The organism is Ercella succinigenes, from assembly GCF_900002895.1.
The window spans coordinates 68599-90613 of sequence record NZ_CDHP01000020.1 but is presented as its reverse complement, the minus strand read 5'-3'; the positions used below and the strand labels follow the sequence as shown (position 1 = coordinate 90613).

21 protein-coding genes, 2 tRNA genes, 2 pseudogenes and 1 riboswitch are annotated in these 22015 nt (G+C 36.7%); of the genes and pseudogenes, 15 read left to right on the top strand and 10 right to left on the bottom strand.

Annotation, left to right across the window (positions count from 1 at the left end; translation table 11 throughout):
• The first annotated feature begins 44 nt into the window (after window positions 1-44).
• On the top strand, window positions 45-2429 hold the full coding sequence (locus tag AC0KSB_RS05750; protein WP_472307259.1) for a polyribonucleotide nucleotidyltransferase: 2385 nt from the start codon (window positions 45-47) through the stop codon (window positions 2427-2429).
• Between the two features lie 113 nt (window positions 2430-2542).
• On the opposite strand, the gene AC0KSB_RS05745 is transcribed toward AC0KSB_RS05750, so the two are convergent.
• Window positions 2543-5371: a sugar-binding domain-containing protein gene (locus AC0KSB_RS05745; protein ID WP_472307258.1), complete on the bottom strand. Its 2829-nt coding sequence runs from the start codon at window positions 5369-5371 to the stop codon at window positions 2543-2545.
• A gap of 266 nt (window positions 5372-5637) precedes the next feature.
• Between AC0KSB_RS05745 and AC0KSB_RS05740 the strand changes: the two genes are divergently transcribed.
• The 3 genes from AC0KSB_RS05740 to AC0KSB_RS05730 all read left to right on the top strand — a co-directional run bounded on the left by AC0KSB_RS05740 (window position 5638) and on the right by AC0KSB_RS05730 (window position 6860).
• Window positions 5638-5991, top strand: a complete 354-nt coding sequence (locus AC0KSB_RS05740) for a hypothetical protein (RefSeq protein ID WP_472307257.1) — start codon at window positions 5638-5640, stop codon at window positions 5989-5991.
• Window positions 5934-6173, top strand: coding sequence for a hypothetical protein (locus AC0KSB_RS05735; RefSeq protein WP_472307256.1), 240 nt, complete (start codon window positions 5934-5936; stop codon window positions 6171-6173). The genes AC0KSB_RS05740 and AC0KSB_RS05735 overlap by 58 nt, the downstream gene beginning before the upstream one ends.
• A gap of 153 nt (window positions 6174-6326) precedes the next feature.
• Window positions 6327-6860, top strand: a complete 534-nt coding sequence (locus AC0KSB_RS05730) for an ABC transporter ATP-binding protein (protein ID WP_472307255.1) — start codon at window positions 6327-6329, stop codon at window positions 6858-6860.
• Here AC0KSB_RS05730 and AC0KSB_RS05725 read toward each other — a convergent pair.
• Window positions 6849-6925, bottom strand: a tRNA-Pro gene (locus AC0KSB_RS05725). The two genes, AC0KSB_RS05730 and AC0KSB_RS05725, sit on opposite strands and share 12 nt — an antisense overlap.
• A gap of 282 nt (window positions 6926-7207) precedes the next feature.
• On the opposite strand from AC0KSB_RS05725, the gene AC0KSB_RS05720 reads away from it, so the two are divergent.
• On the top strand, window positions 7208-7894 hold the full coding sequence (locus tag AC0KSB_RS05720; protein WP_472307254.1) for a SatD family protein: 687 nt from the start codon (window positions 7208-7210) through the stop codon (window positions 7892-7894).
• A complete protein-coding gene (locus AC0KSB_RS05715) occupies window positions 7887-8642 on the top strand; it encodes a DUF3307 domain-containing protein (protein WP_472307253.1) in 756 nt (251 codons plus the stop codon). Before AC0KSB_RS05720 ends, AC0KSB_RS05715 begins: the two co-directional genes overlap by 8 nt.
• Before the next feature lie 138 nt (window positions 8643-8780).
• Here AC0KSB_RS05715 and AC0KSB_RS05710 read toward each other — a convergent pair whose 3' ends face one another.
• The 4 genes from AC0KSB_RS05710 to AC0KSB_RS05695 all read right to left on the bottom strand — a co-directional run bounded on the left by AC0KSB_RS05710 (window position 8781) and on the right by AC0KSB_RS05695 (window position 10920).
• Window positions 8781-9272 carry a flavodoxin domain-containing protein gene (locus AC0KSB_RS05710; RefSeq protein ID WP_472307252.1) on the bottom strand — a complete coding sequence of 164 codons (492 nt, stop codon included), beginning with the start codon at window positions 9270-9272 and terminating at the stop codon, window positions 8781-8783.
• Window positions 9273-9274: 2 nt separating this feature from the next.
• On the bottom strand, window positions 9275-9685 hold the full coding sequence (locus tag AC0KSB_RS05705; protein WP_472307251.1) for an FMN-binding protein: 411 nt from the start codon (window positions 9683-9685) through the stop codon (window positions 9275-9277).
• A 96-nt stretch (window positions 9686-9781) separates the two neighbouring features.
• The gene (locus tag AC0KSB_RS05700; protein ID WP_472307250.1) at window positions 9782-10237 is read right to left on the bottom strand and encodes a MarR family winged helix-turn-helix transcriptional regulator; all 456 of its coding nucleotides are present in this window, start codon (window positions 10235-10237) and stop codon (window positions 9782-9784) included.
• Between the two features lie 110 nt (window positions 10238-10347).
• Window positions 10348-10920, bottom strand: coding sequence for a hypothetical protein (locus AC0KSB_RS05695; protein ID WP_472307249.1), 573 nt, complete (start codon window positions 10918-10920; stop codon window positions 10348-10350).
• A gap of 148 nt (window positions 10921-11068) precedes the next feature.
• Here AC0KSB_RS05695 and AC0KSB_RS05690 point away from each other — a divergent pair, with 148 nt between their 5' ends.
• The 4 genes and pseudogenes from AC0KSB_RS05690 to AC0KSB_RS05675 form a co-directional block, all read left to right on the top strand.
• A complete protein-coding gene (locus AC0KSB_RS05690) occupies window positions 11069-11659 on the top strand; it encodes a TetR/AcrR family transcriptional regulator (protein WP_472307248.1) in 591 nt (196 codons plus the stop codon).
• Window positions 11660-11722: 63 nt separating this feature from the next.
• On the top strand, window positions 11723-11935 hold the full coding sequence (locus AC0KSB_RS05685; protein ID WP_472307334.1) for a hypothetical protein: 213 nt from the start codon (window positions 11723-11725) through the stop codon (window positions 11933-11935).
• Window positions 11911-12036: pseudogene (locus AC0KSB_RS05680) on the top strand (ATP-binding cassette domain-containing protein); the annotation flags it as partial. The gene AC0KSB_RS05685 and the pseudogene AC0KSB_RS05680, both read left to right, overlap by 25 nt.
• A 247-nt stretch (window positions 12037-12283) precedes the next feature.
• Window positions 12284-12409 (top strand): annotated as a pseudogene (locus tag AC0KSB_RS05675) (iron chelate uptake ABC transporter family permease subunit); the annotation flags it as partial.
• 38 nt (window positions 12410-12447) lie between these two features.
• On the opposite strand, the gene tsaA reads toward AC0KSB_RS05675, so the two are convergent.
• Entirely contained in the window at window positions 12448-12792 is a 345-nt protein-coding gene (gene tsaA, locus AC0KSB_RS05670; RefSeq protein WP_472307247.1) for a tRNA (N6-threonylcarbamoyladenosine(37)-N6)-methyltransferase TrmO, read from the bottom strand.
• Between the two features lie 123 nt (window positions 12793-12915).
• A riboswitch (cobalamin riboswitch) is annotated at window positions 12916-13133 on the bottom strand.
• A gap of 355 nt (window positions 13134-13488) precedes the next feature.
• On the opposite strand from tsaA, the gene AC0KSB_RS05665 reads away from it, so the two are divergent.
• The 3 genes from AC0KSB_RS05665 (at window position 13489) to AC0KSB_RS05655 (ending at window position 17243) form a co-directional block, all read left to right on the top strand.
• Complete coding sequence (locus AC0KSB_RS05665) at window positions 13489-13893, top strand: hypothetical protein (RefSeq protein WP_472307246.1); 405 nt, start codon at window positions 13489-13491, stop codon at window positions 13891-13893.
• Between the two features lie 67 nt (window positions 13894-13960).
• Entirely contained in the window at window positions 13961-14641 is a 681-nt protein-coding gene (locus AC0KSB_RS05660; protein ID WP_472307245.1) for an ABC transporter ATP-binding protein, read from the top strand.
• Window position 14642: 1 nt separating this feature from the next.
• The gene (locus AC0KSB_RS05655; RefSeq protein ID WP_472307244.1) at window positions 14643-17243 is read left to right on the top strand and encodes an FtsX-like permease family protein; all 2601 of its coding nucleotides are present in this window, start codon (window positions 14643-14645) and stop codon (window positions 17241-17243) included.
• A 109-nt stretch (window positions 17244-17352) separates the two neighbouring features.
• Here the strand turns inward: AC0KSB_RS05655 and AC0KSB_RS05650 are convergent, their stop codons facing one another.
• Window positions 17353-17586, bottom strand: coding sequence for a chemotaxis protein CheX (locus AC0KSB_RS05650; RefSeq protein ID WP_472307243.1), 234 nt, complete (start codon window positions 17584-17586; stop codon window positions 17353-17355).
• A 141-nt stretch (window positions 17587-17727) separates the two neighbouring features.
• On the opposite strand from AC0KSB_RS05650, the gene AC0KSB_RS05645 reads away from it, so the two are divergent.
• Window positions 17728-18060: a nitrogenase component 1 gene (locus AC0KSB_RS05645; RefSeq protein WP_472307242.1), complete on the top strand. Its 333-nt coding sequence runs from the start codon at window positions 17728-17730 to the stop codon at window positions 18058-18060.
• A 155-nt stretch (window positions 18061-18215) separates the two neighbouring features.
• Window positions 18216-19445 (top strand): nitrogenase component 1, encoded by a 1230-nt coding sequence (locus AC0KSB_RS05640; protein WP_472307241.1) that lies wholly within the window; start codon window positions 18216-18218, stop codon window positions 19443-19445.
• A gap of 54 nt (window positions 19446-19499) precedes the next feature.
• Here AC0KSB_RS05640 and AC0KSB_RS05635 read toward each other — a convergent pair.
• Together AC0KSB_RS05635 and AC0KSB_RS05630 are read right to left on the bottom strand one after the other, a co-directional pair.
• Window positions 19500-19574, bottom strand: a tRNA-Trp gene (locus AC0KSB_RS05635).
• A gap of 38 nt (window positions 19575-19612) precedes the next feature.
• A complete protein-coding gene (locus tag AC0KSB_RS05630; RefSeq protein WP_472307240.1) occupies window positions 19613-21925 on the bottom strand; it encodes a helix-turn-helix domain-containing protein in 2313 nt (770 codons plus the stop codon).
• Window positions 21926-22015: the final 90 nt, after the last annotated feature.

Genomic DNA, 22015 nt, shown 5'->3' with positions numbered 1-22015 from the left:
TTTAGTTTATCGCATCACAAAAATCCAATGGAGGTAAACCATTTATGAAAAAAGTATTTGAAACAGTAATGGCCGGCAGGAAGCTGGTCGTTGAGACAGGTGAACTGGCACAGTTTGCTAATGGATCTTGTCTGGTTCGTTATGGTGAGACTGTTATTTTGTCTACAGCCACAGCATCAACATCACCACGTCCCGGTATTGATTTTTTCCCTTTAAGCGTTGATTATGAGGAAAAACTTTACAGTGTAGGGCGTTTCCCAGGTGGTTTTATTAAGCGTGAAGGTCGTCCAACCGAAAAGGCAATATTAACTTCACGTGTCATAGACCGTCCTATGCGCCCACTTTTCCCAAAAGATTTGCGTAATGATGTTTCTATCAATAATCTGGTATTGTCTGTCGAACAAGATAATGCTCCTGAAGTTGTTGCGATGTTCGGCTCATCACTGGCAGTAGCAATGTCTGATATCCCCTGGAACGGACCAATGGGTGGTGTTCATGTCGGTATTGTTGATGATGAAATTATTATTAACCCGACAGAAGAGCAAAGAGAAAAAAGCACTTTGCAACTTACTCTTGCTGCGACAGAAGAAAAAGTCTGTATGATAGAGGCCGGTGCCAATGAGATTCCTGAAGATAAAATGATGGAAGCTATAATTGAAGGCCATAAAGCAATAAAAGAGCAATGCCGTTTTATCAAAGAAATTGTCGCTGCTGTAGGTAAAGAGAAATTCGCATATGAATCATCTGATTTGCCATCTGAAGTTTTTGAAGCGGTGAAAAATTTTGCCGGCGAAGAAATGAAAAAAGCTGTTTTGTCTTCTGATAAAGCTGTCAGAGATGCACAGGTTGGTGTTTTAAAAGAAAAGACAGCAGAACATCTTGAAACAATTAATCCAGAATGGGTCGTTTATACAGGTGATGCAATTTATAAACTTGAGAAGAAAACTGTTAGAGAATTTCTTTTCAAGGAGCATAAACGTGTTGATGGAAGAACCATTGATGAAATACGCGCTTTGTCTGCTCAGGTAGATCTTCTGCCACGTGTTCATGGATCGGGTTTATTCCAGCGTGGACAAACTCAGGTTCTGACGACCTGTACTCTGGCTACTTTGGCTAAAGCTCAGATTCTTGATGGGCTGGATAATGAAGATCAAAAGCGTTATATTCATCATTATAATTTCCCCGGATACAGTGTAGGTGAGGCTAAATCTGCCAGATCTCCCGGACGTCGTGAGATCGGACATGGTGCTTTAGCAGAGCGTTCGCTTGTTCCTGTGCTTCCTGATGAAAAAGAATTCCCTTATGCGATTCGTTGTGTATCAGAAATTTTGATGTCTAACGGATCTACTTCTCAGGGTTCTGTTTGTGCAAGTACGCTTGCTCTGATGGCTGCCGGTGTTCCAATAAAAAAACCAGTTGCAGGTATTTCTACCGGTCTTATTGTTAATGAAGAAAATGAAAATGATTATCTGGTATTTATGGATATTCAGGGAATTGAAGATTTCTTCGGCGATATGGACTTCAAAGTAGCGGGAACGGAAGATGGTATCACTTCTATACAAGTGGATATTAAGGTAGATGGTTTGTCATATGATATTATCCGTGATGCTTTCGAGATGACTCGCAAAGGCAGACTGCAGATAATCAATGATGTTATTATCCCTTGTATTGAAACCCCACGCAATGACCTTTCTGGTTATGCTCCTAAGATTGAAAAACTCGACATACCTTCTGATAAGATTCGTGATATTATTGGGCAAGGCGGTAAGGTTATACGCAAAATAACAGAAGAAACAAATACAGAAATAGATATTGAGGAAGATGGTGCAATCGGACATGTATTTATTGCATCACCGAATGCAGAAGCAGCGGAGGCAGCAATTGCAAGAATTCGCAGCATAGTATTTGACCCAGAGCCGGGAACTGTTTTTGAGGGTGTTGTAACACGCCTGATGGCATTTGGCGCATTCGTAGAAATTGCCCCGGGCAAGGAAGGTCTTGTTCACATTTCTAAACTGGCATGGAGCCGTGTGGAAAAAGTGGAAGATGTTCTTGAAGTTGGACAGACCGTTAAGGTAAAAGTTCTTGAAGTTGATGGTCAGGGCAGACTTAATCTCTCTGTACGCGATTGTCAGGACAAACCAGAAGGTTATACTGAGAATGAAGAAGGTTCACGTGGTGGACCAAGGACTGAACGTCCTGACAGACGCCGTGATACAGGCAGAGGCCCACGTTTTAATGAACGTCCTGATCGCGACCGTTCAGGACGTGGCGGCCATAGATCAGATCGTTCTGACAGAGGCGGACGTTCAGAACGCGGTGATTATAACCGTGACCGTGGCTTTGCCCGTGATCAGGCTACTGGAGACAGTGAAAGCAAGCCGCAAAATGATAATCAGCCTCCGCGTCGTAATGAGCGTGAGTTTTAATAATAACTCTTTAACTTAAGGATATTAGAAAAAACTATTCAAAGGCGAAATTCAAAAATGTTAAATCCCCGAAATGTCTGTTATGCAGAATATTTCGGGGATTTTTGTAAGCTTTAATTATCTGACATACTTATAACCATTGGCTGCAAAGTAAATTGTCTCTTGCAAATAGTCGTTTTTACATTGCCTGCAAATTCAAGGTCGAACTGGTGCCAATGACGGTTGAAAAACTGATTTGAACTGATGCTTTTGTCAGGGATACTGCTGCATAAATATGAATTGAAGGCAAATTTGTTATCAGATTGAATCATGATTCCCAGACCTTGTTCATTATGAGCAAAAAGCCAACTGCATTCTGTTCCAGATGTTTTAACGCTTTCAACTACGCCGTTTTCGCTTATTGTCAGATCAGATTCTGATACTTTTACCAAACTGTCCGTATTGTTTTCCAGTAACGTATTATGTTGCATCAGCCACTGATCTTCATCCTTACCATACCACTGCAATAGATTTAATTGCCTTTTTAATCCAAATTCCAAACTTATATAGTCAGGCATTGTAGAATTATTGCCGCTACATGATATTGTGGCAAAAACATTCAACTGCCCCTGCATATTTATTTCATATCTAATAAAAGATGTAAACTCCGTAGGGCTGCCCTTTCTTGCCAAAACAGATTCTATTTCGATTACTGCACATTCACCATCGCAGGCATGCTTGATAGAAATAGGGATGTGACAAAACCTTTGATGTTCTAAACAATTCCTATCCTTTGATCTGGCAAAAAATTTCCAAACAGGTCCGGCAGATGTTCCGGGTCTTTCAGATTCCAGAAGCTCTGTTTCACCACAGCGCCAGCTTTCAAGTTCTCCGTTTATTCGATTGAATATGAGCCAGAAGCGATGACCGGATAATAATAATAAATGCCTGTCTTTTTCAATACGCAGCTTACCGTGACTTATGGCTGCAAATTGACCAGAAGGCGGCAGCAAAGGTTCATTAAATTGGTTTTTGATTTCAAAATAGTATTTATTACTTTGTTTGAGTGGTTTATGAATAAAACTGTTATTGTGCCAGTTAACCAGACAGTTAAGGTGCGCTTCAAAAGAATCCTTTTCTGTTTCTGGCAAATCGAGCAAAACATTTTCGCCTGCAATAAGATCAAAAGACTCAAATTGTCCCTGCTCTTGCCAGTTATTATCCAGATAAAGCTGCCAGTTTATACTTATATTGCTTAATTTTGCAAAAGTAAGTTTATTTGTAACAGATAATTTCTTTTCAGTAGTTAAGAATTTTATTTCCAGAGGTAAAAGCTGTTTAATAAGATTCTGACCTCTGGTATTAAAATTGCCTTTTTTATCTGTTAAGGAGCACAAAAGATATTTTGCCTGATCTGATGACAGAAATTCATTTGAATTCAGAATTAATCTGTTGCTATCAAGTTTTTTGATTTGTTTATTAATGTAATCAAAATCAGGCCATTTTTCGACATTTTCCCCAGCATCCCAGCCAATAATGCTGCTATGATTTCTAATGCTTTTGATAAATCTCTGTATGCGGTCAGCAATATGCTGATTCCACTTTTGATTGTTTCCAGTAAGCTCTTCCGGGCTTTGGGCTGTCAAAAAAGCATTTGAAAGAAAAATATCAGATTTGCATATCACATAAAGTCCTATCATGTCGGTAAGATCATAAAATGCAGGGTCAGCAGGAAAATCCGCTAGATAAACACAATTAAAACCAGCTCTTTTTATTTTAATCAAATCAGTGCTGATCTGATCAAGTACTGATTTTTTACACTGACTGAACATGGGTTGATGATAGCAAATGCTTTTAAGTTTTAAGAGTTTATTATTGATGGAGATTTGATTTTGTTTATTTTCTATCTGACGGAAGCCTATTGGCTGATGATAACAAGCTTGTTCATTTCCATGGCTGTCTTTTACCGTAATAAAAAGATCGTATATAGCAGGTGTTTCATCTGTCCAGGCAATGATATCCTTTAATACAAACATTTTTGTAAGCAGACCTGTTGTTTGTACAGGAGAAGAAAAGGTAGACTGATCATCTACTGATTTTAGGTTAACTATATATTTGTGTTCAGCAATACTTTTGCCCTGAAAATGAAGTGATAAATTTATTTCTGGTTTGTCCTGGGATATCCTGTACGAAATAATTCTGGCATCGAAATAAACCTCCCAGCTTGAAAATGAAAGATCAGTATTTTTTGTGCTTATATTAATATCAAAAAGCGAGATGGAAGGAACTGCCTCCAGATATAAATCACGGAAAATACCGTGAAAGTTGTGGTTGCTGTCTGATGACTCTGAATAAGCGGCATCTAAATAGCTGTCACAGGAATTTTCATACACTATGATGAATATATCATTTTCACCCTCATGCCAGTTCTGGGTGATATCAAAATATACAGGCAGGTTGCCCTGTTGAAAAAAACCAGCCATTTTGCCGTTTACATAAAGGTGAAATGCCTTTTTCACACCAAGTAAAACAAGACGCTTGCGATAACTGTTCCAGCGTAAAGGCAGAGTGACTGTTTTGTGATAAACAGCTGCTCCTTGCCGGGAATTGACGATTGGAGGAATAAATGGGAAATCAGAAGAATAATTACTATCTTTATTTTTCCCATAAGCTTGTTCTTGCCAATAGCAAGGAACAGGTATACTGTCAAATCCTGATCTGAAAGAAAGAATTCTCTCTGGTATCTGGTTTACCTGTTCAAAGTATTTAAAGTTCCAAAGTCCGTTTAGCATATGTATATATGGCGAAAGGTAGCGGCGATGATTGCTGACTGCATCAATACAACCACTCTGATCCGGGAATGGTATGAGATAACTGCAAGCAGGTGAAGCATTTCTATTTAGTATTTCAAAATTATTCCAGTCTGGAATCTCATCCCTGCCTGGATAACAAAAAGATAGCATAATAACATAGACCTCCTTGAACACAACAAGATAATCATACCATCTCACTGTGTTTTTGGGTATGTCATAGCGGGTTTTGAATAATTATCTTTGAAAAGAGATATATGAATAAATAATCCCCAAGCTAAAGCAAGTAGTGTGAGGGATTTTGTGTATCCCTCAGCAGTAATCAAATTATAATATAAAGTTTTTAGAGTGTAGTCGAAAAAATGTTGAAATAAATTATTTTTTTTTGGTTATAGTTCTGTTTGTGAGGGGGTGATGTTATGAAATATAGAAATCATTATCTTGATCAACTCATTCAGTTCAAGGATAAAAACTTGATCAAGGTAGTCACTGGTATAAGACGTTCAGGCAAATCAACTAAAGGAATGAGTTCCCAAGATAAATTTAATCAATACCTTCAATACGGTGGACTTCCCACTATCATTGAACTATTAGACAATCCCGATACCATCGATCCTTTTCTGGAGGGTATTTACAATACTGTTCTGATGAAGGACGTTATTGAAAGAAATGGAGTTAGGGATGCCGCCCTTCTGAAAAGTATTACATCGTCGATATGGGTATCCGAAATAGACTGGTCGGCCTACGTGACACAGATTATGGTCACGTTTTAGAAAATATCGTTTATTTGGAACTATTGAGACGCGGCTATGAGGTGACTATTGGAAAAATAGGTTCGTTAGAAGTTGATTTCGTCGCCTCGAAAATGAACGAAAAAAGCTACTATCAAGTTTCAGCTACAATCATGGATGAGAAAACGAGAGAGAGAGCTAAGACCTTTAGAATCCATTTCTGATAACTACCCAAAATATATATTGACCATGGATCAAACTGTCTTCAACGACTACTCCGGGATCAGGGTCAAAAATATCATAGACTTCTTGCTTGATTAATCTACGTTATAAACAACATGTTGTTTTTAACTCTTTATCGGAAAAAGTTGTCAGGCTTGACGGCAAAAGATCGTGAAATTATACGCTGGGCACTATCAAGTACAAATATGACAGAGCTTGCGGATCGGGAAATGGATCAGCTTTCCGGCGGACAGCGGAAGCATGCCTGGATTGCCATGGCATTGACACAGAGGACAGACATTCTATTTCTGGATGAGCCTACCACATATCTCGATATTTTTCATCAGCTGGATATTTTACAACTTCTTCGAAACTTGAATTTAGAGCAAGGTGTTACCATCGTGATGGTACTACATGACCTTAATCATGCCATCATGTTTTCTGATTATCTGGTGGCTATTAAGGATGGAGAAAAACACAGCTCTGGTACACCAGTAGAGGTTATTAATTCTAAGACCCTTCAGGAAGTTTTCGATGTGGAAGCGGAGATTATTTGCCACCCTGTCTTAATTGTGCCTGTATGCCTGCCTTATGGTGTACGTGGTCAAGTTTTTGAAACAGTGAACATAAAAAAAAGAATAACCACAAAGAGCAATGCTCCTTATGGTTATTCGCCATGGTCGGAGTGACAGGACTTGAACCTGCGACCTCTTGCACCCCAAGCAAGCACTCTAGCCACCTGAGCTACACCCCGTTGAACCTTCACAATTTTACTGTTAAATTTTCATTATGTCAAGATCTGATAAGTTTTAGAAATCGTAGACAAATTACTTCAAAAATATTTCCCGATTACTATTTCAAAGAATTCGCATTGATTTGCTTCTGAAAAGATGTGAGTGATAATAATAAGTATGTTCATCTGACGAATATTCACTTTAAAGGTTATACATAATAGATATAACCTATAAGATGAATATTTATTGAATATTCACTTTATAGGTTATATAATGAGGTTGTTGTACTGGGGGTGATTATTATGTTTTTCTCTTTGTTAAATGATCCGTATATTGCTATTATTGGAGATATAAAACAATCTAAAAAAATCGATAACAGAAATGAAGTTCAAAATAAATTGAAACAAGTTTTAGAAGAGATTAATAATAAATATACGAGTTGTATTGCATCGAAATTTATTATAACATTAGGCGATGAATTTCAAGGATTATTAGGCAATGGAAAAAATACAATAAGTATAATATCCGAAATAGAAAGAAAAATGTATCCTGTAAAAATGAGATTTGGGATAGGAATAGGGGAAATTACAACAGATATTGATAAGGAAATGGCGTTAGGAGCAGATGGGCCGGGCTATTATAAAGCAAGAAATGCTATTCAATATCTAAAAGATAATGAAAATAAAAAACAAGCAATCGCTGCAGATATAAGGGTTGAAGTTGAGAGTGATAATCAGGCAACTACAATAATGTTAAATACAATAACAACACTAATGACAGCTATAAAGGAATCATGGAGTGATAGGCAAAGAGAAATAATTTGGGATATGTTGGAGCATCAGGATAGCCAAATTAATGTAGCAAAAAGATTAAAAATTCAACAACCAGCAGTTCAAAAAAGTTTTTCAAAAGGGAAATATTATGCATATAAGGACGCCGTCGATACAATAGAAAAAGCACTTGAAGAAATAAGGAGAGACGATGTTTAGAGAAATTTTCACATTACTTCTTTTGGGGCATATTCTAGGCGATTTCTATTTACAAACAAAAAGAATGGCAGAAAAGAAGGAAAAAAATAAAAGTTGGGTACTGTTCCATAGTTTTTGTTATTGGGGAACAATGCTATTAATTGTTTTACCAGTTATATCGTATAAAATTCTATTAGCGGTAACGGTAGCATCGATACTTCATTTTATGATTGATACGACAAAATATATCTATCTTTTAGTTATGACTAAGAAAAGTAAAAAAACACAAGTTATAGAACGAAATATGTTTTTTTTAGATCAAATATTCCATCTTATATCTTTAATATTTATTGCGTACGGATTGGTAATAAATGATGCCGCAGTAGGAGCCTGGAAAGGGATAGAGGATTTTTTTAGTACAGCTGGTATTTCGGAAGCACAAATTTTATCATGGATTGTTGCTATATTAATAATACATAAACCTGCTAATATCGCAATTCAAAAACTATTGATGTTATATAAGCCTGAAAGTAAAGAAGATTCCGTAAAGAAGGATAATAATGCGGGACGGTTAATTGGGACTGTAGAAAGAATAATCATGTTAATACTATTATCAATAGGGCAGTTTTCGGCAATAGGATTAGTATTAACAGCAAAATCCATTGCAAGGTATGATCGTATATCCAAGGAAAAGAATTTTGCTGAATACTATCTCTTGGGAACTTTAATAAGTACAGTTGTAGTAATTGTTGTATCATTTATATTATAGGAGAAATCATTTATGATGACATCAAGAGAAATCGTTTTGGCTACCATTAATTTTAATACTCCGGTAAAATTGTTACTGAAATAGGCTCACCTAATTGCACTTTAATTGCAAAAAAACTATACTAGACGAAAGAAATTACTACCTACTTGCTAAGTTTAACTGTTCTGCAAATTGATCGATCTGTTCTGATTGAATTTGTGGGGGAGGGGTGCCATCCTTGGCAGTTGCTTTTGTCATCATATTTGTAATCAGACGGTCTGCCATTTTCATTTTATCTTTACGAAGTTCACCACCAAAACAACCGGTTATAGCATGTTCTATGATCTCTGCAGGAAATGCCTGGCTAAGATACTGATCCAGACTTGACGGTAAACCACAACATAGGAAAAGACCTAATGGTTTAGACAATAATTCAGCTTTATGGGATAAGACATATTCACGGATTTTTTTGTTTATCTGCCCTATGTATATTGAGCTACCAATTACAATCTGGTCAAAATCATTCAGATCAGGTACAGTTTCTTTTGCAATGTTAACGAGTATAGCCTCATTATTTAATTTAGTACTTAGTGAAGCTGCGGTTTCTGATGTAGTTCCATATTTGCTTGAATAAATAATAAGCGTTTTCATAATTAATTACCTCTTTCTGCATTTGTCAGAGCATTTTCTATTGATTTTAAATATACATTGCATGTAACGGTGGCACTGCTGATAGTGTCCACATTTGTTGATTGTTCTTTAATAATCCTACTGATTAATTCATTAGTTATTTCTTGACGTTCAAACATTACGGTTTTCTTTGGTTCAATATCAACAATCAGTCCATTCTCGACTGTTACTAATACCTCATTATACCAACGTCCGCTGCCGTATGATCCTTCGTAGGTCATATCAGCAAGATTTTGAGCTGAAACAATTGAGATATCAAGATTTTTATTTTGTTCGAGTCCTTTCATCATAAATGAGATTGCACCAGCCATAATTATGATTATAAATACAAAACAAACAAGAATTATCCAGCCGGTCTTTTTCTTTTTTTTCATTATTTTTTATCCTTTTCCATTAAAATAAAATGTAAATCAACTTCATGCACTATTACTACATACAGCTATTATTTTCTGACAATATTTTCTGTATTTTCAAGTATCCATTTGATTAAGGTTTTGCCACATCTGCATCAATACTTTTCTTGCACAAGCAATATCTTGATCATTTAATCCTGAAAACAGATTTGCCATGAATTCTTTGCCTGGTTCATCTGTTTGTGCCCAGAAGGCAGCACTTTTATCGGTCATAACTAATCTTGTTACTCTGCCGTCATTTTGATCTTTTACCAGTTCAAGCAATCCCTTTTCTGCTAATTTCAAAGCAACCTGTTTAACGTTTTGATGAGAATTGCCCATTGTACGAGCAACATCTTTTATAGTGGGATCTTCATCAAACAGAGAATATATAATTACAGACATAAACCATTGCTTGGCTGTGACATTGAATTTGCTTAATTCGCGTTCCAGCATAGTATCCATGCGGTTTGCGGTTAAAAGTAAAGTTCCAAAAATAAATTGCTGATCAGGCATTTGTGAATAATCAGGCATAGTTTCCTCCTTGGTATACTTGTTTAAGCTGTCAAAAAAGGTAATGCATTACTTAAAATAGATAATACATTACCTTTTAGTGTGTGTCAATAAAAATTGAAAAAATATTTTCAAATTTGATTTTTCATTAATTTGCTGAGCGTATTATAGATGCTGTCTGTGTCTGAAAAATAGGGCGGTATGACAAATTTGCTCTTGATCCATTTGTTACTTGTCATTTCGTAACCGGGAAGCTTTCTTTCTATAATTATTTTACCTTGAACTACAATAGCGCCACTTGTTTTGCGGTATACAGATTTTATTTCTAAAAAATGTATATAGTCATGATATGTATAACCATAGTCAATCTTAGCAAAAGGTGCACGCTTGTTCCGTCTATAAATAACCTGGTTTTTTCCTACAAGAATGTAGCTCTCAAGTCTTTGTGCTTTGAGTTTGGCATAATAATAAATAGCCGGAGCTTTGAGCAGCAAAAAATTGGCGGCAAAAGGTGATAGAAGTTCGCTGAAAGTATTAATCTCTGTAGGGAGTAAATAAAAAGTTGTTGGCGTCAAAATTGAATAAATAAAAAGGCCATCAAGAAAAAAAGATGGCAACATTGCCAGAAACATCAATGGTAGGCGATGACGCCTGAAACTGGCTGGATATAATAAATGCTTTTTAAAATCGTTTATTGTTTCCATTTTTTTATTATATGTTAAAAGCTTTGAAAATTGTAAAAAATATTATTACTTGACAACTCATAAATAAACAATTAGAATCAAAAAAAAGAATATTATTTAATAATAGTCGCTTAATTTTTAATAATGTTCCGGAAAAGAGGGATTGTTTATGACACCAAAAATTTTCGCGCTACAGGAAAGAGAAGAAGTGCGGATAAAAATGCTTGATGCAGGGTTCTTGCTTATTAAGGAACATGGTATGACACATGCTTCCGTTGAAAAAGTGACACAGGCGGTTGGCCTTGGAAAGAGTACTTTTTATAATTTTTTCCCATCTAAGGAAATGTTTGTTTATGAAATAATCAAATATCAAAGAGACAAAGCTAAACAGTATTTTATGGATGTGCTGGGAGATCGGGGAAAAATCACGACTGAGGAGGCAAAGACCTTTTTAAGGAGAATTATTTTTAGCAAAGACAGCATTTATCAGTATCTAACAGCAGAAGATGAGGCTAAATTATGTGCAGCTTTACCTGAGGAATACCAAATTAATCCTGATGCAGAATCTGTCGTTATGCGTGGCTTATTTGATCATATCGAAGGTATTCGGCAGGATATAGACTATAAAGTGGTTGCCAATCTGGTTAAGCTTATGGCTATTGCGATGTTCAATAAAGGAACCCTGCATGCAGACGCTTTTGATAGAACTTTGAACCATCTATACAGTCTTTTGTTTTCTCTTATTTTCGAACAAGGTTAATAAGAGAAATTTTTTTGGTGCGCAGTCAGCCATGCCTAACTTGTTTTTTGAAAGGAGATAAAAATGAATAAAAGAAATAAGGTACAAAAAGAAAAAACAGGCATTTCCAGACTTTTTGAATTAGCTGGACAAAAAAAGAATAAACTAATAGTTGCTTGTCTTCTGTCCGGGGTATCTTCAGCAGCAAGACTTGTTCCTTTTTTCACAATTTACGGAGTAATTCGGGAGCTTCTTTTGCACTATACCACGGCTCCGGCGGCGAAAAGCAACGCATAGCAATTGCGCGAGTTTTTCTCAAGGACACACCAATTGTAATTCTTGATGAGGCTACAGCTTATGCAGATGCAGAAAATGAAGTGAAAATCCAGCAAGCCTTATGATAATATGATTGCCGCCAATGAGCGGAGGGATAGTTGGACGATTCGGAAGGGAGAACAATTAATATGAAAAAGTTCAGGGAATGGTTCAAAACCATAACTTTTGGTGAAACAAAAAATATATCGGTTTAACTTTATGGAATTTTCTTGATAGTTTGGTTGTATCTGTACCTTATGGTGTGATGATTATTTCAATATATTTATTGCTAATACCGTTGGCAGAACCAACTGCGCCATTGCCGTTAAACCGTCTTTGGCTGTGGCTGGTTCCATTATGCAAGGGATAACTCGTAATCCTATGGCGGATTCCGGTTTGATGGGACTGAATGCCGGTGCAGGATTTGCCTTGTCTATTTGCTTTGCTTTTTTCCCGTCTTATTAATGATTTAATATCCAGCAGGGGACTACCATCTAGTGCGTCAACCCTTTTACAAACAAAATATTGTTTTCTATAGAAGTTATTTCCGCTTCGCATAAATTTATAGGGTTAGGTCGCGCCGGGGATCGTGTAGCGAAAACACCTTTTATTTCCGGCCCGAAAGGTGTTTTTGTTTGTAAAATATTTCGATCAGCCTTATCTGCCCAATAAAGTACAACGATTTTCTGATCAGGTTGAAGTGTGTGCAGACCTTCTGCAAATTCAGGGAAAATCTCAATTTTTACTTTTTCTTCAGAAAGAAATCCCTGCCTTGGAGCAGACAATCTATCTCCATATGGACTGTGAATCTTTCCTATGATATTGATACTGATATTCATATATTAATCCTTTCTTAGAGCTGTTTTCAGCAGATATTAGCGAAACTGTTTAAACGCAAAAAAACTGTGGCAAAAGCCACAGCCGTATTTCCGTGAAAAACAAGCAAAAGCCTGTAATCGCAGGCAATGCAACATACTCAAGCAGGTCTTCTGACTTGCGTCTGTGGAGATTATCTCCGGCAACAGTGCTCGGCCTTCCCGGGTTCCCAGTGACTGACTTTCATCATGAGCTACTATCTTCAACGCTTACAGCGGCGGTACCGTCCGGGATTTTCACCCGATTCACTATTCTTTCCATAAAGCTTGACGCCATATGGAACACTTGAATAATATTAAATTATTGCAAAAGGTTAACATGTTGTATTTTTTTTGTCAATATTAATCGGAGCAGATAAATACAAACTGAATATCAGATACACGATCCTGGAATTTATGTACCCTATTAATAACGCTGATATTGTTTTGAAGTATGAATAGATAAATATGAAAATATTTATGTGAATTATTTGTAATTGTTATCTTAGTTATCTTTGTTATTAGTTTACATTTTTTTTTTTGTGTGATAGAGTTGAAGTATCGAAACGAAACCGGTTTGTTGTTTATTGATAAATTAAGCTGTTTACTTTTTGCGCAATGAGTGAGTGTTTTTGGAAAAGAAATAAGAGACTAAAATCAAAATGAAAAGAGGATACGATTATGAAAAAGATAGGAGCATGTTTGTTAATTGTTTTATTGACGATAGGAGTTATTTCATCCCTTGTTTCCGCTGGAACAGCTTATTTCTCAAGATCATTACCTGGAAACGGTTCTGTTGTATTAATCGGACCAGTTTCAAAAACTACTAATACAAATGGGTCATACATACATCCTGATTATGAAACAGGTGTTTTGAAAGCTATTAAATGTCGAACTAAAGCCCGAATTGGCGATGGTCAAATGATTTACAGTAATCCTATTGTTTCAGCACCTAAAGGTTCATCAACTTGGTTAGGAGCATATACTGGTGTTAATTTGTACTCTGGGCAATTAGTTTGGATAGAAATGTGGACAAACACTATCGGAATTGCAGATACAACCTCTGGATCTTGGGATTATAAATAGCATGACATAATATGATCTATGAGAGCTCGGATTGTAATCCGGGTTCTCAGTAATCTAAGGAGGACATATGTTGATTCGATTGGAAAACATCACCAAATCATATGGAGAAACAGAGCCAAAGGTCATGGCTATAAACGAATTAAACTTAGACATAGACACAAATGAACAAGTAGCCATTATGGGTAAAAGCGGTTGCGGTAAAACAACCTTGATTAACATGTTATCGACTGTAGATTGCCCCACAGAAGGTAAATACTATTTCAACGATCTAGAAATAAATGTTATGAAGGAAAAAGATCTGGCAAAATTCAGACGCCAGCAGGTATCGATAATATTTCAAGCATATAACCTGATGCCAGAACTAACTGTTAGGGAAAATATTTTGCTGCCTCTTATTTTTGACGGTAAAAAGGCTAATTTAGAATATTTTGAAGAGATTGTTTCTGCGTTGAAGCTAGAAGATAGAATGACACATTTTCCGCATCAACTGTCTGGCGGTCAACAACAAAGAGTAGCAATAGCGCGTGCTCTTATAATGAAGCCTGCTGTTATTCTAGCTGACGAGCCAACCGGCAATCTTGACTCAAAGACAGGGCAAGAAGTTATTTCATTAATTATTGCCTGTTGTAAGAAATATGGGCAGACACTTGTTCTTGTTACTCATGATCTGGACATTGCTAAACATGCATCAAGATTAATTGAGATGAGCGATGGCAAGATCATAGCGGACAGGAAAGTGATGGCCTGATATGAATACTATAATTAAACTATCAATCAAGCTGTTTAGGCGTCATCTAAAGAGAAGTCTGATGATGATGCTTGGAATTACGATCACTATGTTTTTTGCTATTTCGATTATATCTGTTTTTTTCAGCTATAATGACATGCTCATAGAAAACGCATATACATATGGTGGACGATGGGATATAAAAATCGAAAGTACCGACATAATAAGCAGGGAAGAACTTCTGGAAAATTCTAATATAACGGATGTAGGACAGGTGCAAACAGTTTGGACGGCAAGACTGGACGCAATAACCGAATCGGAAAAGGAAGGACCAGGTGCGGCGTTTGCGACACATTGGTTGATGGCGCTGCAAGGTTGTGATACCAATTCATTTGATATGCTCCAGCATCAACTGAAAACTGGCCATTGGCCGGGAAAAGAAAATGAAATAGTCCTATCATCAAACTTCATGCTTAATGGTAAAAGTGTTCAGAATGGTGATATAAAAATAGGTGATACCGTTGTTTTGGAACTTGGTAAACGAATAGCTGAAGATGGCAATATAATCCATTCGCAGCAAGTTGAAGGGCCGGAACAATTTTTTGAGACGATTACTCGCGAATACAAAGTCAGCGGTATATTATCTGGATATGACCGATCTTCAGGAGTATTTGTATCATCAGGCGTAGTTAGTACTTCTAACTATGACGAAAACAGTATATTTTTGCTAAAAACAAAAGCTGCTACTCAAGCAGAGCTTGATGAGATGACTAGACAGCTAAGCCAGACTTTTTCTCTTATGCCGGAACAAATTGTTCCAAATGAATTTCTGACAAATGCATTTATGTCTATAGAACAGTCAGATTATTTTCAATCAATAGCTTATGGAGGAATATTCTTCATAGTAGGTTTAGTAATAGTATGTTCTGGTACGATGTTAAACAATCTTTTGATGACGGTACATGAATCGAAAAAGAGAATAGGTCTTCTGAGGATGGTAGGTGCAGGTAAAACACATATTTATTTGATTTTTGTTTTTCAGAGCGTTATGACAGCTGCCTGCAGTTCTGTTATAGGTGTACTGTTAAGCTATGCTGCTGCAGATTCAGTTAGTAGACTAATCGGAGTATTGAAACTATCTGAGTTTAGCGATATAAATATAGTCATTCAGCCACATGTAGTCGCAATAACTGTGCTGATCACATTTGTTATCAATGTATTATTAGCGCTTGCTACAGCCAGAACAACTTATTCGCATGCACCTGTGAAAGCCTTTCAATCTGGCTTAAGTGTATCAGAGTATAAGGCTAATAATTCCAATCTTATTGATCTGGTGGGGCGTTTATCAAACAGTTTAGCAGTTGCGTGGCGTGGTTTAGCTCGCAAGAAATTTCGTACAACTTTATCTGTTATCGCTTTGATAATAAGTTTGTCCGTTTTGACTTTAGGCCTATCTATTGGTACAACTTTGTGGAATGAATCACAACGGGCATTAAGAGGATTTGATTCAGATTTTGTTGTTATTTTTTCGCCTGAGCAAGATAACACTGAACAGCTGCTGTCTGCTTTCCCTCCAGTTAAAAACAAAGTTGTTATGTATACTAGCAATAGAAATGTTGAAATTCCCAACGAGCATCTTACTCCTGAGATAATAGATTTTTTAAAGATAGGTAATGCTAATTTACTAAGAAGTATGTCCATTTGTTCTATAGATGAATCCTTGTATAATGACTTGGATCCTGACGGTAAGTTGATGCCGTTTAGTGATTTTGAGAGATCAGGGGGTTGTCTGATCACCAATATTGCTATATTGACTAGCGAATCTGACACAAGTCTGCAAGATGGCAATAATGATTTTAGTTATGTAGATCAAAGCAACTCAAACGATGAAAGAATAGTATCAATTACAACATTATCAGCTGGTAATCATTTGAAAATATTTCCAGAATTCGGAAGCGAAGATAGTATATTGCTTACGATTCAAGGTGTTCTTAGCAAAACACGTACACGACCATTGGAAAATAGTATTGATACAATTGTTTATATGCCTGAACAAGTTTTTTTAGAATATATCACTCAAGGATACAATAGAGTGATGTTTATTGATGCATTTCCTGGAGAACAGGATGAAATCGGACAATTTTTGACTGAAAACAGAGGTGAATTAGGCTATTTCATGCAGGATAATACCCTTATTACCGGCAGTGCCAAAGATAATAACACCATTCAGACAATGACTATTTTTTCGATAATTATTATAATAGTTTTGCTTTGTACTATCAGTATTTTCAGTATTGTCCGTACAGACTTTTTTCAACGCAGACGTGAAACTGCACTGGCAAGGGCTTTGGGTGAATCATTGTCATCAGCACTTAAAATCAGATTTCTGGAAGATATGACTGTTCTTATTACTGCTGTCGCCTGTTCTATCCTGGTATTCTTATTGATGTTCAGACTTATTGCGCAGTCGATAATGGACTTTTATCAATTAAATAGCAGTATTATTTGGGGATACTTGCTGCTATCTTCTTCGATCATGCTTATCATTATATTCGGGCATAATACTTATAGTCTGATAAAAGCATTCAAACAGAAGATTATTGATGATCTGGCAAGTTATTGACAGCCGGATCAATAATAGAAGAGGCATCGCCAGCAAAATCCAGCTTGTGCTGAATATAAGACCTGACTTCGCTATCATCTAGAATGATCCGGGTAAACACAAAGCTATACTACGACTTTCTTAAAGCAACATTAATAATAAAAACAAGTCCGTCTGCTAGCATTTCAACACATATATATCGGGGAACACTAACGCTGACTGTAAAATCCTCACCGTATATAAGCGTCGGTGTCGAAATATTTGTATCTACGCCAATTTTTGAGAAGCTTATACTTGCGTTGGCGGTTAATATATTTGCCAATTCAGACAGAGCACTTTGTGCCAGTTCATCCAGTTCGTCCACAGGCATACCCATCAACATTTTTGAATCAATGGATTTTGCATTGAACCAACTTGTTGAGTGTTTTACAACATCATCTTTCCCTGATTCCGATATGGCTTTACATTATAAACGGCTTGCTAAACTGTTATTGGAGGCGGAATCATGATAAGCTCATTGCTTCAATTAAAATCATTATCTGAAATTAGAAGCGGGGAAGGTATTCCCTTCCTCACGCCGGATGTATCGCCAGGATCACATTGTCCTATGCGTATGGCTTCTGTGATTATCGAAAATATTGAAGGTCTTTCCTCACTTCTTGTTGGAATGCCGGAATGTACAACTCATTCCAGATTGTTCAGCCCTTATCCTGAAGGTGAAAAAGGTGAACTTCATTGGCTTTATGCTCTGGATTCGAGAGAAGTTGTGTTTGGGTGTCGAGATGGTGTTATGGAGGCTCTAAAAAAATGGAGAAAGCAGGAGCTCAGTCCATTCTGATTATTGCTACATGTATTCCAGAAATGATACGTTTCCTTGGGTGATGGACATGTTTGACTTTTATGGACAGGTAGGCTATGGGCGGACAACAGCTATTTTAAAACGACTATTATCTGCAGTAAATGATTCAAATTATTTTTCAAAAGGAGAGATATATGGGACTACATCGATTTAAACCCGTTCCATCGGGACGTATGGGCGTTTTATGGACACTGTCTACTATCCGTAATGCTGCAATTATTGAATTTGGTTGTATGGGACATATGCTATATACAGGGGTAACATTAAAAAGAGCAGGTGTATATAACGCCTGTAAATTGTACTCTACCCATATTAATGAAACTGATATCGCGCTGGGAGATACTTCAAGGTTGGAAAAAGTTGTAGAGAATGTTATTAAGCGTGATCAAGTTCGTGTAATCTTTTTGACGCCTTCCTCGATTCCAGAGGTTATTGGGATCGATATACCTGCTATCTGCAAAGGTTTGCAAGCGCAATATCCTGATATTCGTTTCGTTTCGTTTGGTTGTGGAGGATTTGACAGAGTACAACATCAAGGAGTACAGGAAGCACTTACATTGCTAGTAAAAATGTTGCCTAAGGAGGTAAAACGAACAACTCTTCCAACCTTTAATCTGATTGGTTCCTGTGCCGATTTGTTTCGATTTCAAGCTGACGCAGAAGAAATAATTCGTATCATGAAGGGCGCTTTTAATATGAAGCCTTTGTGTATTCTCTCTTCGGATACAACAGTTGAGGATATTGAATGTATGGGTGGAGCCCATATAAATCTTATTGTGCGGCAAGAGGGAAAAGAGGCTGGTAGAGAAATGAAAAAGCGGTTTGGTATTCCGTATATGGTGGGAAGACCCTATGGCATAGAGGGAACCACAAAATGGCTTATGAAAATAGCACAGCTTCTTGATATAGAGATTAACAGTGAATTTTTAATAGATGAAAAGGGCACTTCGCTTGGACGACTGGCAGAGATCATTCCTAATTTTAGGCGGATTGTTCGTTCTTTTCCAGAGTCGGCAACTTTGTCACTAGGTGGTCATGCAGATGTTGTAAAAGGAATTTTGTCATATGGCTGCGATGAATTATCTTTTTCCAAGGGCGTTTGCTGGTGTGACTGCCCGGATATGGGAGATGAAGATATTCCGTATTTAACAGAAGAAGATTGGAGTGAAGTGGTTTTTGCTCATGATAAAGGCTGGCTTATGGCTAGTGGCGAAGCATTGGCCTGGAGTGGCAAAAACACAGATATGCAAATTTCCAATCCTGATACAAAGTGGCGGATTTATCCTTATGAACCTCCTTTTGTTGGCTTTCGAGGAGCGTTGCATCTGGCAAATTTGTGGATTAATTCAAATAACCCTGATTAAGTAAAAAACAAAAAATTACCTGTTGATTTAACAAAAATCAACAGGTGATTCTTTTGGCAGGGGAGACGCGATTCGAACACGCAACCGACGGTTTTGGAGACCGTTGCTCTACCGTTGAGCCACTCCCCTAGGGGCGAAAATAATGTTAACATTAGGTCTTATATATGTCAAGTAGAGATATTGTTTTCTCTGAATATTTTTTCTCTGTAGCGGGTAGGAGAGAGGCCTAAATGTTTTTTGAAAAGTGTCGAAAAATAGGTCACATTTGTCATACCTATCCTTTCGCAGACCTTGTAGGCCGGTAAAGATGTTTCTGTAAGTAATCGTGAGGCTTCATTAAGGCGCAGATTGATCAGATAGTGGCTAAAATTCTCTCCGGTAGAAGTTTTGAATATCTTGCCAAGATAACCTGCTGAGAGATTAAAGCTATCTGCCGTTGATTCTAAAGATAAATTGGGATCTGACATATTATCTGAAAGGTATGCTCTGATATCGTATATTAGCTGATCATGTTTTTGCTGCAGAGAATCCTTTGTCTTTGTCTCAGATAGATTCATTAATTCGAGGCAGAAGTTTAAAAGCAGTTTTCTTATATTTGCAACATCATCACATTGACTGATAATTCTTACTGTATCGACATAATTCTCATAATCAGAATCCTGTAGTTCTATAGTATGATCTACTTGTTTGAAAACTGAGAAGGTTAATTGATTTATATAATCTATTATACGCGGACTGTAGCCGCCTGTGATATTTTTGATAAAAAAGTCAATTCCTTCTTCAACTGCTTCTGTTTTTTTGAGATTGATGGCTTCTAAAATGTGTCTTTCCGCTGAAACCGGATATCTGATTTTTTTGCTATTATTAATGACATAATCACTATTAATTAATAAAGATCTGCCTTTAATCAATCTCAATCCAAAAAGTTTACGTGTATTGCTGGTGAATTCATTCATACTTTTTATATTAGTAAATGGCTCCAGCCAGGCATAACTTACAGAAAAACCAAAATACTGACGCAAATATTTTTGCGCCTGAATAAGTGCGGAAGATATATTTTCAGGTTTTTGGCTGCTTTCAAGCTTTATTATTATTGCCAACTCATTTTCGGCTGTAATAATCCCTTCACAGGTGAAGTTGTCCGACAGAAGCTCCTGAGTGACGTTTATAATCATAAAACGATAGCTTTCCATATCAGAAGGATGTTCTTGGCTAAGCTTGATATAGTTATCAAATCTGCATAAAAGAATCAGCCAAGGTCCTTCTTTTAGTAAATCAGGCATAAGCATGGTTTTTTCTGCAGCTTTTAGTTCTCTTCCTTCAATAATATCTAATAAATATTTCTCATTTGCTATCTGCTCTGATTTTTCTCCTATCAGAATCGCTGATTGGATTAGTTCATACTCGGCAGAAGGCAGTTTCTGATTCTGCCCTTTGGCTTTTGCCATAAGAGCAGGGGACATGTACTGAACTAGTTTTTGGATTGGTTTATTAAAATTCCTGATTAAAAGCAGGGTAAACGCTCCGGTTATAATGATGAAAAAAGTAAAAGTAAGTGCCCATGGCCAGAAATGAAAAATTGTTAGCCATAATAAATTGCGATAAGAGAAAAGGCTAAGAGATATTAAATCTGTTTGCTCTGATCTTACCCATACCAGAAATTTGTTTTCAGAATCAATATTTATATTGGCATATCCTGATGGATTTTTCCCACCACTTACAGGTGTCTGGGCAATGCTCTGAAAAAAAGGTACAAAGTCAGGGTCATATGAAAGGTCTGTAATAAATCTTTCTTCATCTGAACTGCTCAGAACTATGCCGTTTTCACTAATTAGAAAATATGTACTATCATCAACCATTCGCTGTTGTGGTGCTTGCCAAATATTATGTGTGACATTTACTACAATAAGTCCTTGATTTGTTCTTTGTGGATCAGAGTCTACTCTTGTATAAAAAGTCAGCATTCTGTTGGAAACAGTATTAAACTGATTAGCTGCTGTTCTTTCTGGTATTATCTCTCGTGGTCTGAAGCTAAATTGTTCAATGCCGGCAGGATTGCCTAGAGTACTTAACGGTGTGACACCGTTAGAAGTAAGATATAGCTCAATATAACTGTTGAACGCACCAACATAACTGATTAAATCGTCATTTGTTGAACTATAGTGAGCCAGTGTTCTGGTAATATTTTGTCTTGACTGGCTAGAGTCTTCTCTGCTATACAGCCATGCGGCAATTTCTGGATCCCTTATTAGTTTGTTACTAAGATTTTGTATTCTTCTATATATATTATCTGTCTGAATTTGTGATTGCAGCAGACTTTGTTCAAGCAGGTTTAGTTGCTGATTTTTTTGATTTTGCCATGTTAAAGCAAAAAAGCCAACAAGACATATTGTCCAGATAACTATAAAAGTTATTGTTATTCTCTTTTTTAATCTGTTAAAAGTAACAGCATTATTAGATTTTTTGCTTCTTTTTTTCAAAAATCATCACCTGCTTGCTGTTTTGCAATTAGCTATCTTTTTATGCTTAATATCTTAAAAAATAAAGTATATCGGTAAAATTAAATATAA

Coding starts and splice junctions, on each gene's coding strand:
- AC0KSB_RS05690 (WP_472307248.1), top strand. CDS start 11,069: ATGACACCAAAAATTTTCGCGCTACAGGAAAGAGAAGAAGTGCGGATA.
- AC0KSB_RS05655 (WP_472307244.1), top strand. CDS start 14,643: ATGAATACTATAATTAAACTATCAATCAAGCTGTTTAGGCGTCATCTA.
- AC0KSB_RS05745 (WP_472307258.1), bottom strand. CDS start 5,371: ATGCTATCTTTTTGTTATCCAGGCAGGGATGAGATTCCAGACTGGAAT.
- AC0KSB_RS05720 (WP_472307254.1), top strand. CDS start 7,208: ATGTTTTTCTCTTTGTTAAATGATCCGTATATTGCTATTATTGGAGAT.
- AC0KSB_RS05735 (WP_472307256.1), top strand. CDS start 5,934: ATGGGTATCCGAAATAGACTGGTCGGCCTACGTGACACAGATTATGGT.
- AC0KSB_RS05645 (WP_472307242.1), top strand. CDS start 17,728: ATGATAAGCTCATTGCTTCAATTAAAATCATTATCTGAAATTAGAAGC.
- tsaA (WP_472307247.1), bottom strand. CDS start 12,792: ATGAATATCAGTATCAATATCATAGGAAAGATTCACAGTCCATATGGA.
- AC0KSB_RS05640 (WP_472307241.1), top strand. CDS start 18,216: ATGGGACTACATCGATTTAAACCCGTTCCATCGGGACGTATGGGCGTT.
- AC0KSB_RS05740 (WP_472307257.1), top strand. CDS start 5,638: ATGAAATATAGAAATCATTATCTTGATCAACTCATTCAGTTCAAGGAT.
- AC0KSB_RS05660 (WP_472307245.1), top strand. CDS start 13,961: ATGTTGATTCGATTGGAAAACATCACCAAATCATATGGAGAAACAGAG.
- AC0KSB_RS05685 (WP_472307334.1), top strand. CDS start 11,723: ATGAATAAAAGAAATAAGGTACAAAAAGAAAAAACAGGCATTTCCAGA.
- AC0KSB_RS05710 (WP_472307252.1), bottom strand. CDS start 9,272: ATGAAAACGCTTATTATTTATTCAAGCAAATATGGAACTACATCAGAA.
- AC0KSB_RS05750 (WP_472307259.1), top strand. CDS start 45: ATGAAAAAAGTATTTGAAACAGTAATGGCCGGCAGGAAGCTGGTCGTT.
- AC0KSB_RS05665 (WP_472307246.1), top strand. CDS start 13,489: ATGAAAAAGATAGGAGCATGTTTGTTAATTGTTTTATTGACGATAGGA.
- AC0KSB_RS05700 (WP_472307250.1), bottom strand. CDS start 10,237: ATGCCTGATTATTCACAAATGCCTGATCAGCAATTTATTTTTGGAACT.
- AC0KSB_RS05705 (WP_472307251.1), bottom strand. CDS start 9,685: ATGAAAAAAAAGAAAAAGACCGGCTGGATAATTCTTGTTTGTTTTGTA.
- AC0KSB_RS05695 (WP_472307249.1), bottom strand. CDS start 10,920: ATGGAAACAATAAACGATTTTAAAAAGCATTTATTATATCCAGCCAGT.
- AC0KSB_RS05715 (WP_472307253.1), top strand. CDS start 7,887: ATGTTTAGAGAAATTTTCACATTACTTCTTTTGGGGCATATTCTAGGC.